Origin of the sequence: uncultured Gimesia sp., from assembly GCF_937919775.1 — a bacterium.
In the GTDB taxonomy this organism is placed as follows: Bacteria; Planctomycetota; Planctomycetia; order Planctomycetales; family Planctomycetaceae; genus Gimesia.
On sequence record NZ_CALFPF010000630.1, the window covers coordinates 1 to 13,318 of the forward strand.

Annotated in this window: 9 protein-coding genes; 5 read left to right on the forward strand and 4 right to left on the reverse strand. The window is 51.5% G+C overall.

Annotated features, from left to right (window positions below; genetic code table 11):
• Both Q0294_RS17985 and Q0294_RS17990 read left to right on the forward strand, forming a co-directional pair.
• On the forward strand, window positions 1-248 hold a 248-nt coding region (locus tag Q0294_RS17985), incomplete at its 5' end, for an N-acetyltransferase (protein WP_299468208.1).
• A gap of 37 nt (window positions 249-285) precedes the next feature.
• Window positions 286-1,983, forward strand: coding sequence for a glycerol-3-phosphate dehydrogenase/oxidase (locus Q0294_RS17990; RefSeq protein ID WP_299468210.1), 1,698 nt, complete (start codon window positions 286-288; stop codon window positions 1,981-1,983).
• 103 nt (window positions 1,984-2,086) lie between these two features.
• Here Q0294_RS17990 and Q0294_RS17995 read toward each other — a convergent pair whose 3' ends face one another.
• The 3 genes from Q0294_RS17995 to Q0294_RS18005 all read right to left on the reverse strand — a co-directional run bounded on the left by Q0294_RS17995 (window position 2,087) and on the right by Q0294_RS18005 (window position 5,268).
• Window positions 2,087-3,340, reverse strand: coding sequence for an SUMF1/EgtB/PvdO family nonheme iron enzyme (locus Q0294_RS17995; protein ID WP_299468211.1), 1,254 nt, complete (start codon window positions 3,338-3,340; stop codon window positions 2,087-2,089).
• Between the two features lie 102 nt (window positions 3,341-3,442).
• The gene (locus tag Q0294_RS18000; RefSeq protein ID WP_299468213.1) at window positions 3,443-4,651 is read right to left on the reverse strand and encodes a serine/threonine-protein kinase; all 1,209 of its coding nucleotides are present in this window, start codon (window positions 4,649-4,651) and stop codon (window positions 3,443-3,445) included.
• Complete coding sequence (locus Q0294_RS18005) at window positions 4,648-5,268, reverse strand: ECF-type sigma factor (protein WP_299468215.1); 621 nt, start codon at window positions 5,266-5,268, stop codon at window positions 4,648-4,650. Before Q0294_RS18005 ends, Q0294_RS18000 begins: the two co-directional genes overlap by 4 nt.
• Window positions 5,269-5,496: 228 nt before the next feature.
• Between Q0294_RS18005 and Q0294_RS18010 the strand changes: the two genes are divergently transcribed.
• The 3 genes from Q0294_RS18010 (at window position 5,497) to Q0294_RS18020 (ending at window position 10,314) form a co-directional block, all read left to right on the forward strand.
• Entirely contained in the window at window positions 5,497-6,420 is a 924-nt protein-coding gene (locus Q0294_RS18010) for a hypothetical protein (RefSeq protein WP_299468217.1), read from the forward strand.
• A gap of 165 nt (window positions 6,421-6,585) precedes the next feature.
• The gene (locus Q0294_RS18015) at window positions 6,586-8,883 is read left to right on the forward strand and encodes an FAD-dependent oxidoreductase (RefSeq protein WP_299468220.1); all 2,298 of its coding nucleotides are present in this window, start codon (window positions 6,586-6,588) and stop codon (window positions 8,881-8,883) included.
• A gap of 111 nt (window positions 8,884-8,994) precedes the next feature.
• The gene (locus Q0294_RS18020; protein ID WP_299468222.1) at window positions 8,995-10,314 is read left to right on the forward strand and encodes an FMN-binding protein; all 1,320 of its coding nucleotides are present in this window, start codon (window positions 8,995-8,997) and stop codon (window positions 10,312-10,314) included.
• Window positions 10,315-10,325: 11 nt separating this feature from the next.
• Here Q0294_RS18020 and Q0294_RS18025 read toward each other — a convergent pair.
• A partial coding sequence (locus Q0294_RS18025; protein ID WP_299468224.1) for a PAS domain S-box protein occupies window positions 10,326-13,318 on the reverse strand: 2,993 nt, incomplete at its 5' end.

Here is a 13,318-nt window from a genome sequence, read left to right on the forward strand (position 1 = left end):
GCAGCGGGGAAACATTTTTGCATAAGATCATGGTTCACCCCGATTTTCGGGGAGCGGGAATCGGATCGGCTCTGATGAAACAGGCGTTACAGACCGCGAATGAAGTTGTATTACTCACGGTCAACCCGGAAAATACGCCTGCGGTCCGGCTGTATGAAAGTTTCGGTTTTCAGATCAGAACCCGGATTGAAGGCTATTATCGCCCCCACGAACATCGGCTGTTAATGGAGTTTAAGCCCCCATCGTAATGGGCCCGCAGCAGAATTATTTATATCGGAATTCTCAATGAAACAAACTCAGCGGGCGTTAATCCTCGGCGCAGGCATCAACGGAGTGGCCATTGCGCGCGAGTTACTTTTGAACAACATCCCCGTCTGCATCGTCGATCAGGGGGATCTCTCGCTGGGAGCAACCTCCAAATCCTCGCGCCTGATTCATGGCGGTCTGAGATACCTTGAATACGGCGACTTTTCGCTGGTAAAAGAATCGGTACACGAGCGAGGCATCCTGCTGAATCTCGCGCCGCATCTGGTGAAACCGCTCCGGTTCGCCATTCCCCTGGCACACCGGGCAACGGGAGTTACCTCTTCCGGACTCCGTTTTCTGAGCGGTTTCCGCGTCCCCGGCGCCCACTGGCTCTCGACCCGTTTTTCGTTTTCTTCCGAGCGCGGCCTGTATCTTGTCGATATGGGGCTGACGCTTTACGACTGGTTCGCTGCGAAGGGAAATCTCCCCCGTCATTCGGTTCACAATGTAGGCGAGCGGGGTCTGCCCCAGATTAATGCCGACAAATTTCGCTGGATGGCCTGTTACTCCGATGCGCAGATGCGGTTTCCCGAACGTTTCGTGGTTTCGCTGTTACACGACTGTCGCAAGATTGCCGACGAAAAAAACTTGCCATTCGATCTCTACACGTATCACCAACTCCAATTGAAAGACCGCACAGCCATCCTTTCTGCAGCGCATGCCCCTGATCAGATTCAGGAGGAATTCGAACCGACGGTGATCGTTAACGCCTCCGGTGCCTGTGGCGATCTCACGCTTAAGCAGGTCGGCATTTCGTCCCCGCGTTTAATGGGGGGGACCAAAGGGAGCCACATCATTACCTTCCATCAGAAACTCCGCGAGGCACTCGGCGCACAGGCCATCTATTCCGAAGCCAGCGACGGCAGACTCGTTTTTATCCTGCCGTTCGGAAACAGCACACTCATCGGCACGACCGATGTCCGCGTCGAAGGCAATCCGCTGGACGTCACCGCCAGTCCCGAAGAACTCGAATATCTGGTGGGCATGGCCAACATGGTCTTTCCGCAGGTCGAGATGACAACCGCTGACATCAATTTTCATTACAGCGGCGTGCGTCCGTTACCGTATCAGCCGGCCGGCAAAGCCGCCTCGATCTCCCGCGATCATTCGATCAAAGAATATGAAGGGCCTTCCGGCTGGATCGTGACGCTGGTCGGCGGAAAATTAACGTCGTGGCGCGCTTTTGCGGAAAAAGTCACGGATCGCATTCTGAAGAAACTTGGTAAGAGTTATTTCTCGACCTCGAAAACACGATTGATCCCCGGCGCAGAACATTACCCGCAGACCAACGATATCCTGAAAGCAGAACAGGAGCGTCTGCGACAGAAATATCAGCTCCCCCTGGAAAGTATTCAGGCGCTCTGGAGTCTGCAGGGCACACAACTCGAAGAAATTCTCGATTCGCTCCCCGACTTCTCGACCGAGCTGCTGGCGGGCACATTTCTTCCCCGCAAATATATCCTGTGGACCATTCAGCACGAATGGGTGGAGACGCTGGGCGATCTCGTCGAACGCCGCCTGATGCTGGTATTTGAAGAGAAACTGCAGGCAGAGACCCTCAACGCGCTGGCCGACTGTCTCGTTGAATCAGGAAAATGTTCGTCTGCAGAAGTTCCGGAGCTGATGCAAACTTACCGGGCACATTTAACTAAATACTATGGTAAAACGGTCGCTTAAATCACCGTCTCTTCCGAGCGAGATTCACTGACAATTCGCTGAGTCCATAAAAAAATCCGCTCGAACCGCGGCAGGATTTTTCGTTGGAGTAGCGAAAAAACGCTCAGTTGATTTTCACTTCGCGCACAATGCGAAAGGCACCGCGCGACGGGGATTGAGGAGTTCCATGCCCGCGCTGATAAGAAGTAAGCTGATCTTCACTCTGCTGGAAACCGCCGCCGCGCTGTACGCGTTCGCTCCCCTGTTTCGGGCCGGTGGGATTTTCTGAGGGAGACTGAGTGTAGTAGTTCTCATCATAGAAATCCTGGCACCACTCCCATTCGTTGCCATACATGTCGTAGAGCCCGTAGGCGTTGGGACGTTTCTGTTTTGTCGGGTAGACCCTGCCTTGCGAATTGTTCAGGAACCAGGCATAGTTTTCCATGTCATCCGCTTGAGGACCAAAAAACCAGGCCGTCGAACTGCCCGCGCGACACGCGTATTCCCATTCCGCTTCGGTCGGCAGTCGGTAAACGTCTCCCGTTTTTTTCGAGAGCCAGTTGCAGTATGCCGCCGCGTCGTTCCAACTGATATTCACAGCAGGCGCTTGATCACGCACCGGCAAATCTCCCAGGTTCTTCCAGGAAAAATCGGGCGATTTTCCCCAGCCGCCGCCTGCCATGCCAAAGCCGCCCGTGCGTTCGGCGTCCGTTTCATACTTTGTTTCATTGACAAAACTGCGAAAGAGCTGATTCGTGATTTCGGTCGAACTGATGTAATACGGTCTCGTGAGTTTCACCCGATGCGCGGGCGCATCCGCGGCGGTTTGTGACTGGGCTTGGTCTCCCATCACAAATTCTCCCGGCGGGATCAACATCAGTTCCAGTTGCGAATCATCCCCCTGGATATCGAGGGTCACACTCTCACTCACAGGCAGCTGCATTTTCTGCGCATACTCTGCCTGACTTTGTTTCGCTTCCGAAGAATTGACCTGAGCGGGAATCGGAATGTTGTTCTGTTCGGCACCATCAGAACTCGCGGACTTCAGATTCTGATCGGAGCCGTTCCAGAAGAGGACGCCAATCAGAATCGCGGCCGCACAGGAAATGCCTGCCCAGATCAGTCCCCGACTGTTTGCCGGACCGCTTTTCCGGTTTCCCTGCAGATCGGTGGCAGCCATCACGGTGAATTCCGCACCGACCGGTTGTACTTCCGTCGGTGCACTGGCCCAATTTTCTTGAGCCGGATTTCGCGTTTGCCCTGGTCCCACCGGCAGAGTCAAAGTCTGATCCGGTAAATGATCCGCGCTGAATTGTTCCAGGTCGCTGATCAGTTCCGTTACCGATTCGTAGCGGTCAGCGGGGTCTTTGGCCAGCATCTTTTCAAAAATGCGATCGAAGTCAATCGGGATCTGCTGACCAAGCGCGGAGAGCCGAGGAATCGACAGTTCCTTGTGTGCCAGAATGCGTTCGACAGTGGTTCATCCACCGTAGACGGGTTGTGCGGTTAACAGAAAATGAAGCGTGCAGCCTAGACTGTAAATGTCAGAACGATGATCGGCATGCCGCGTGTTCCGGGCCTGTTCGGGGGCCATATAATCGATGGTCCCCATAAAAAACTGGCTCGTCGTCAATTGCGTATCGGCATCGGTTGCCAGCAAGTCTCCCGATGCCTGCTGCAAACGGGCCAGCCCCATGTCCAGAATTTTGAGATCGCCTTGATCATCGACCAGAATGTTCGCCGGTTTGATATCGCGATGAATGACTCCCCTGCTGTGGGCATACGCTAAACCACGCGCGACCTGCAAAATACAATTCAACGCATCCGCAAAATCAAGCGGCCCTGAATCGCGAACCAGCTGCGTCAGGCTTTCGCCATCGATATACTCACAGATCAGATAATGAATGCCCTGTTCTTCGCCCGCGTCATACGCAGTCACGATATTCGGATGCGAAAGCCGGGCCGCCGTCTGCACTTCTCTTTCGAACCGCTTCAGCCGGTCGGGCACATGCTCCATGTCGGTCCGGATCACTTTCAATGCCACAATGCGTTTCATGCGCTGATGGATGGCTTTGTAAACGGTCCCCATGCCTCCCGATCCGATCGGTTCCTGAATGAGATAGTCCCCGAACTGCAGTGGAAGATCTTCACCGGAGGTAAGCGCATCCGCCTGATAGCGGGTCAGTTTCCCCGCCTGAACGAGTTGTTCCGCGAGGGCAACTGCTGACTGGGCGCGCTGGCTTTCGTCGAGCCCCTGCAGCCACTCGGTCAATTCTCGCTGTGCAAGGATGCCCGTCCCGGTGAGTCGTGTGACAAATCCATCCAGCGACAGTGTACGCCGAGTGTTCTGAGCGACGTTATGTTTGCTCCGGGCCGCTGCCGTTTTCGTCTCGGCAAGTGCGGTCCCTATGATCGCAGACAGCCACTCCTGATCCAGCACGGGAAACTGGCTGAGATAATCGCTCGATTCCGGCTGCCTGCCGTGCCGGCTGAGATGTTCGACTTCGAGTGGAATCAACTCTTTCAGAACCACATCGCGATATTCCAGAGCAACATCATCCAGATACGCAGAGATCGAGGGAAGCGCTCCCTGTCTCAACTCCGATTCAAACTGATCGCAGAGCTGATTGACGATCAGCATCAAGTCTGAAGGCAGCTGTTCGAAATCTGTTTCGTTTCGAGATTTCACAAATTGCCATCCTCTTGCCACAGACGAGTGATCAACTGAAGTTTCCGTTCCACCGTACGGCGGGCGCAACCGATATTCTGCGCAATTTCAGTTGTAGTTTCACCTTCCATTTTCCCCAATGCAACCTGTCTTAACGTGGAATCGCCGGTTTTATCCAATAAATCCAGCAGACGTTCCAGTTCTTCCGCTAACTGGACTGCGAATTCAGGCGAAGGTTGCTGTTGAATGATTTCTTCAAAATCCACAGGAACGGACGTGCGTTTATGTCCCTCGGAAGTACCATTACTTTTACCGGTTCCCCCCCGTTTTTGCCGATTTTCATTGCGAATCAAATCGACCGATTTGTGAGAGGTAATGGCGACCAGCAAAGGCCACAAATTTTCCCGATCTGTGATCTGGGAGAATCGACCGTTCTGCGCTCCCAGACAGAAACTTTTAAACGCGCTCAACGCCACATCTTCTTCGTCCGCCATCCCGCGTGGCGCCCCATGCAGTTTACGTCTGGCCACTTCCACCATTTCCAGGAAATAAGACTCCCACAATTTCTGCGCAGCCTGAGCATCACCAGTTTTTAACTGATCAATCCATTGGGTTACGGTCTCTTCGATCGAAGACATTCAATGCCGCTTTCCGAAATAATCGCCTGACAATTGCTCTCTGCATTATACCTTAGAGTCAGTTGATTCAACAGCTTAGGCGGATTTTCAGGCAAAGTGAAATTTTTTCGAAATTTTTGTCGCAATTTAACACAACTTGACGAATCGATTGTGAGATTTCGCTGGGATCGTTCTCACGCAAACCGAATTCTGAACAAATCATACGCATCTCTGTAGAAAGAAAAAACCATGTTCTCTTCATTGACTGCAAAATTTTGCTGCCTGGTGTGTCTGAGTGTTTTGCTTTTAGGAACAGGGGGTTTTCCAGGTACGATACTGGCTCAGGACAGAGCTGCCTCTGAAAATGATATCAGCGCGCTCAGTGATGAATTCGAAGATCCCGCCACGTTAAAACAATGGCTGCGAATCCATCAGACCGAAAAAACAAACGCCGACCAACTGGAGAAGTTTGATATTGCAAAAACGCGTCCGGGCTGGATGGTGATGATCCCCTTCAGCAGTACCTGGTATATGGATTACCGAGGCGTTCTTGCCTATAAACAGGTCAAAGGGGATTTTGTCGTCACGTCAAACATTCGAGTCGCGAGACGCGGTGGCGACGGCGCGCCGCGCAGCAACTATTCGCTGGCAGGGCTGATGATCAGAACGCCCCGTGAGGTCACGCCGCAAACCTGGAAACCGGGCGGCGAAAACTATATTTTTCTGTCACTGGGCGCCGCCAATCGGCCGGGTTCATATCAATTCGAAGTCAAAACGACAGTCAACAGCCGTTCCACTCTTGCCGTCACCGATGCCGGCACTCCCACTGCCATCATTCAGATTGCACGCATCGGCAACGAGTTTATTCTGTTGAAGAAAACTCCTGAAGGAAACTGGAATATTCATCAGCGCTACCACCGCACCGACATGCCGCAAGAGCTGCAGGTCGGCTTGACAGTTTACACCGATTACAGCACCGCCTCCCGCATGCAGCCCGCGCAACAAAATTCGCAGGTGATTAAGAACGGTCGCCCCGATCTGGTCGCCGGTTTTGACTATGTCCGCTTCAAAAGGCCACAGGTTCCTGCAGATCTGAAAGGCAAGTCCCTGACGAATCCCGACGCAGTCTCTGATGCACAATTACTGCAGTTTTTAGGCGAGAATGCCCGTTAATTAACAACGTTGCGTAACCGAAGCACACGCGAAATCAAAGATCTCCCTGTTTGCAATTGATACAACATCGGGTTTATAATCATATCTGAAGAAATCACCGGATTCATTCCGTTTTCAAAGATTGATGATATCTACTCAGCGAATCAAAGACAGGAGTCAGGGCGCATGCGTTTCACATTCCGAATTTTATACTTTCTTGCAGGGCTATCGATCACCCTGTTTTCCTCTGATGTTTTTGCAGAGACGAAACCGACCGACGGCGTCCTGGTCGAAGCGGAAAGTTTCGATCAGCAGGGAGGCTGGAAACTCGACACACAGTTCATCAACCTGATGGGCTCTCCTTATCTATTGGCACACGGACTGGGTGAACCGGTCGCTGATGCCAAAACCACCGTCAAATTTCCTGCGACAGGCAAATACCATGTCTTCGTTCGCACGAAAGACTGGGTCGCTCCCTGGAAAGCCCCCGGCGCTCCCGGACGCTTTCAACTGAAGCTTGATGGAAAACCGTTAGACGAAACGTTCGGTACGAAAAGTGCCGAGTGGTTCTGGCATGATGGCGGCACGGTCGAAATTACCAAACCGGAAATGGAACTCGCGCTGCATGACTTAACCGGATTCGAAGGACGTTGCGACGCGATTCTGTTTACCAAAGATCTGGCCTACAATCCGCCCAACGATCTGACTCCGATGGATCAGTGGCGCAAAGGAATGCTGGGACTTCCCGATCAACCCGAAAAAACAAAACCGTATGATCTGGTGGTCGTCGGCGGCGGTTATGCAGGTATGGGCGCTGCGATCTCGGCTGCGCGTATGGGCTGTAAAGTTGCGCTGGTCCAGGACCGGCCTGTCCTCGGCGGGAATGGAAGTTCGGAAGTGCGTGTCTGGGCACAGGGTCTGGTTCGACGCGGAAAATATCCTCACATTGGTGAAATCATCGCGGAATTTGCCGACTCGGCCGCTGCTTCACCCGGCACTTATGAAGAGTATGGCGATGCGACCAAAGAAGCGGTCGTCAAAGCAGAGAAGAATATCGATCTGTTCCTGAATACACATGCCTACGCGGTCAAAAAAGAGGGGGACGCCATTCAAAGCGTGACGGCCTTCAATACCAAAACCGGTAAGCAAACCGAATTTCTGGGCACCCTGTTTGCCGACTGCACGGGGCATGGCGAAATCGGCTATCTGGCCGGAGCCGACTATTATACTCACGAAAAAGGCCACATGGGCATGAGTAATATGTGGACCTGGAAAGAGGCCGAAAAAACACAAACGTTCCCGAATGTCGACTGGGCTCTCAATCTGAATATGGAAGACTTCCCGTATCCCAAACGCTTTCACGGCGAATGGTTCTGGGAAAGCGGCTTCGACAAAGACCCCATCAAAGACCTGGAGTCCATGCGCGACTGGAATTTCCGAGCCGTTTATGGCGCCTGGAATGCCATGAAAAATAAAGACGGGAAAGACGAACATGCGAAAGCCGTCTTAACCTGGATGGCCTATATCGGCGGACCGCGCGAATCCCGCATGCTGCGGGGCGATGTGATTCTTCGCAGAAAAGACATCGTTGACAAAGTCGAATTTCCGGACGGCTGTGTTCCCAGTACCTGGTCCATCGACTTGCATTATCCCAAAAAGCAATACATGCAAAAGTACCCGGAAGACCCTTTCATCTCCCAGGCGGTGTTCGACAGAAGCGTAGACCGCAAGCGCGGTTATCCGGTTCCCTATCGCTGCTTTTATTCCCGCAACGTTCCGAACCTGTTCATGGCGGGCCGCTGTGTCAGCGTAACGCATGAAGCATTGGGAACCGTGAGAGTCATGAAAACCGGGGGCATGATGGGCGAAGTGGTCGGCAAGGCGGCCGCCGTCTGCACCGAGAAGAAATGTAATCCCCGCGCCGTCTACACCGATTATTACCAGGATCTGGAAAAGTTGATGAACCGCCAGGGCATCGAACGCCGTGATACGATTGCGGGTGAATTTTACATTCCGAAAGACTCCAAACCACTGCCACCGGTTCTCGATGCATTTATCGATCCTGCCACCCTGCCCGGACTGGTCATCGACGATGAAAATAACAATGTGCAGTTCGTTGGTACCTGGACGAAAGGGGAAGGTCTGAAAGGCTACATCGGCAATCATTACGTTTACCACGGTAAAGGTCCGAAAGCGGAAATTCACTTTAAGTTTCAGGTGGAAAAACCAGGCAAATATGAGGTCCGCCTGGCCTACGGCCACCATGAAAATCGTGCCACCAATACGCCCGTCACGATTCGCTCGGCTCAGGAGACGAAAACCGTGAAAATCAATCAGCGAATCAAACCTCCATTACCGAACGGTTTTGTTTCGCTGGGAACATTTCAGTTTGAAAAAGATCAGCCGATTGAAGTCATCATGTCGAATACCGGCGTAGACGGGAACGTGCATGCGGATGCGATTCAGGTGCTGCCGGCGGAATGATCGCCGCTGCAGATTTACCAGAACCACTGACGGCCTGATTCTGACCGATAAATTCCGAGATTTCACATAAACCAAAGCAAAGCGATCTTTGTTTAATTCGACGAGAGAAGGATGACAGAGTTACCGCTAGTCTCCCTGCCTCGCCCGTCCCCCCGGCCGGCGAGTCATCTGAGATCTCTGGCTTTGAAAATCTATCGGCTGACGGTTCTGATTCTGATCGTCTGGCTGATCCGCGATTATTATGTACGCGTGCGGGTGCAGGGACTGTCCCCGCTGCAGTTACATGAAGTCCAATCGATTCTACCCGCAGCGCACGCACTGCGCGTCGATCCCTCGGATCGCATGGGACTGTTCATTCTCGATCAACGACAACAAACAATCGGTTATGCGATTCGCACCTCTCCCGTCTCAGACGAAATCATTGGTTATTGCGGCCCTTCCGACACGCTGGTTGTGTTCGATCAGTTTACGGAAAAAATCGCAGGGTTGTCCATTCGCAGCAGCGGTGACACGACTTCGCATGTCACGGATGTCCGCAATAACCGCTACTTCATGAACCTGTGGAAGCAGTATGCGTGGGACGAACTGGCGGACCTGGATCTGAAATCGGGAGAGATTGAAGGCGTTTCGGGGGCCACCATGACCAGCATGGGAATCGCGCATGCGATCACCCATCGTATTCGGCACTCCCAGCAAAAGGCTCAGACCGTTCAACCGTTCCAGTTTCATCTGAAAGACGCGCTGCTGATTCTGGTTGCCGGCGGAGCCTGTCTCATCACATTGACCCGCCTCAAACATTACCACTGGCTGCGGCATCTTTTTAAAGTGACCGTGTTCGTCTATCTGGGATTTCTCAGCGGCGATCTGCTGGCGGAATCCCTGTTTGCAGGCTGGGCGAAGTATGCGATTCCCTGGCGTCAACTGTCTGGCCTCGTCGTCCTGGCGGCGGCGGCGTTACTGGTTCCCTGGACAACCCGGAGAAATCTCTACTGCCAGAGTATTTGCCCGCAGGGAACTGCTCAGGAATATCTGGGAAGAATTGTGCCTGCGAAACGGAAGTGGAAAATCAGACCCGACGTCAAAAGGGCATTGCGCTGGATTCCGGGATTATTACTGGGGTTGATCCTCTGCATTATTTTTTTAGATCTCCCCGTGGATCTGGCGGAACTGGAAGCCTTTGATGCTTACCTGCTGACTTCCGCAGGAATTGCCTCGATTTGTATCGCGGTGACCGGCCTTTTGGCTGCAGTGTTTGTCCCCCAGGCTTACTGCCACTATGGTTGCCCGACCGGGGCCATTTTCGAATTTGTCAGATCACATGGCAGAGCAGATCATTTCGGGAAAGGAGATTTTGTGGCAGCGCTGTTTCTGATCATGGCTCTGATTTTTAATCAGTATGCAGAATTACTCAAACAGAATTTTTTACAATAGGTCAGACAGCATTAATGATTGCTCGATGAATTATCAGATTTATGATGTCGCAAGATGGCTTTGCTGACCATCGCAGTCAAATTTTGTGGTTTATAGGGTTTCTTCAGGAAGAGCACCCGGTCCGATTCCTGCATTTGACTGCTGATGTCCTTTTCACTCAGACCGCTGGTCATGATCACCGGAACCTCAATCCCCCTGGTTTTGAGCAAATTGAAAGTTTCCACACCACTCAGTCCCGGCATTGTCATATCGAGCAGAATCGCACTGATGGAATCGCGATTCTGTTCAAATACTTCGATCCCTTCATTGCCGGAATGAGCCACTATCACCGAAAATCCAAAACGCTGTAAAACGTGATGCACCACATTGCAGACCGCTTTGTCATCATCGATTACCAAAACAGAACCAGCTTCTGCAGGCACAAAAGTATCGACACTGCTGTCAGTATTTAAGTCTTCTGGGGAATCGGATACCAGGGGCAAAATCACACGAAAACAGGAACCGCAATTCACGGCCGATTGCACGTAGAGCCCTCCATGATGTCCCCGGATGATCCCGGAAACGCCTGCCAGGCCGAGTCCCCGCCCTGTAAATTTGGTCGTAAAAAAGGGATCGAACATTCTGAATTGGCAATCTTCATCCATCCCGATCCCGTTATCCTCAATTTCAAAGAAGACAAATTTCCCGGGATTGATATTTTCACAAAAATAGTAGTTTCCGCAATCCTCTTCTTTCAGATCCAGAATTCCCGTTCGAATGTGGATCTGACCCACTTCGCTTTGGCTCTGGATTGCTTCAGAAGCATTCGTCAGTAAATTCAATACAACCTGTTCCACCTGGCCGGTATCTCCGTGAATCAACAGTTTTTCTGCAGACAGATCCAGTTCGACGTGCGCATTGGGAGAGACGATGGTTTTTAATATCTCGACGGTTTCCTGAATCAGCTGATTCAGATTTAACGTACTGGAAGCATAAGTCCGTCTGCCGGAATACGCCAGCAGTCGTTCACAGATCTTCGCAGCGTGCCGGGCAGCGATTTCAATATTTTTCACGTTCTGAATGGCCGGTGAATCGTCGTCTAATTCCAGGATCGCCAGATTGGTATTTCCCAGAATCGCCAGTAGCAAATTGTTGAAATCATGGGCAACTCCACCTGCCAGAATACCGAGACTCTCCAGTTTCTGGGCATGCAACATCTGAGCGTGCAATTGTTCTTTTTCTTCTTCAATCTGAATCCGGTCGGTAATATCGCGAATCACCTGAATATACCCTGTGATCTGACTATCAGGACGCCGTAACGGAGTCACAATGGTCTCGCCCTGAAACTGAGACCCATCAGCTCTTAAATATTCCACAATGAACGGTTTCAATACACGGGTGTTCGGGTACGAGACTCGCAGAAATTCATCGTCAAACTGATCACCGGCGGTGATCAGCTCCCGAATCGGTCTCCCCAGGAGATCTGCCTCCTGACAGCGAAAATGAATCTGAATCGATTCATTACACATGACGATATTGTGGCTGCGATCTGTCACAATCATCACATCGGTTACGGAATGGAAGATGGTTTGCAATAAGATTCGTTGCCGATTCAACTGTTCGATCGTTTTTTTGCGCGCCGTCACATCAATCGCCAGACCGATACAGCCGATAATTTCATCGTTCGAATTCTTCAAAGGCTCAATATGAATATCCAGAATCGTATTTTGCAATTGCTGCTCAAACCGGACCGATTCTCCCTTTAACGTCCGCTCATGCATCGCTGTCATATTTTCTGAAACATCCTGGTAATGATGAAAATCATTAATCGCCCGGCCTACTGTTTCATAAGGTTGAATCCCCAGTTGATTCAAACCAGCGCCGACGAGAGACGTATATTTGTTATGACAATCCGTCGTCCAGAGAATGGCAGGAATCTGATCCATGATGATTCTCAAACGTGCCTCGTTCTCCAGGCGATTCTGTTGAGAGCGTTTTAGATCATCAATATCAAGGTGGGTACCAATCAGTTGCAAGGGAACAGCCTGCGGACTGAAAGCCGAAAACTTGCCTCGCGTTAAGATCCACTTCCAGGAACCGTCTTTTTGCTTCATCCGAATTTCGGCTTCATACGAAGTGACTCTGCCGGCAATATAATCATCCAGCAGTTTCAACGTGGATGATAAATCGTCAGGGTGTACCAGCTTCTCCCAGGCCTCAAATGTGGCAGAAAATTCTCCCGGGTCATATCCCAGCATGGAATACCATTGGTCATCATATTTGACTTTTCCTGTGACAAGGTCGTAATCCCAAAAACCCATCTCGGAACCACGGGCAGCCATTGTGATCCGCAGTTCACTTTCCTGTAATTTCTGCTCAGCCTGCTCCCGACTTAATTCTGTCGCCGCCCGAAACGTATAGTTTTTAATGGCTGGTATTTCGCAGAGGTTCTCATAAATCGGCCGGTCACCCAGCAGAACCAGTTGCCCCTGAACCTCCCCCTTCCGATTTATTACGGGCAGACTGAAATACGACTCAATTTGATGCCTGGTTAAGAACTGATCCTGGGGATATTTTTGCGCGACAGCACTGTGGATAGCGAGGGAATCATGTCCGATGGCATCTTCACATGGGGAACCGGAAATTTCGTACTCGAAATCAGCAATTAATTCACCGTCAATACAGGCACCAATGGTCTGGCACTTTATCGCATCCTGATCACCAAGCCGATGCTGAACCAGAAACACGCATTTCAGTTTCAACGCCTCGGCCAACTCTTTCACCAGTCGTTTATAAAACTCACCACCGGTGACACCACTCGTCGCATTGGAAAGCAAACGCAGCAACCGTTCGTTCTGCCTGTGCGCGGTAATATCGTTGATCAGCCAGAGTTCCTGTTCCGAATTATTCGGCAGAGTAACTTCGCACAACTGTAATTGATTTGTACCGTCGTTACGTTTCAACCAGATTGCCGCATGTTCGGAATCAACTTGTGAAGGGGGCGCAGGCTGCAGACTGGTTTGCA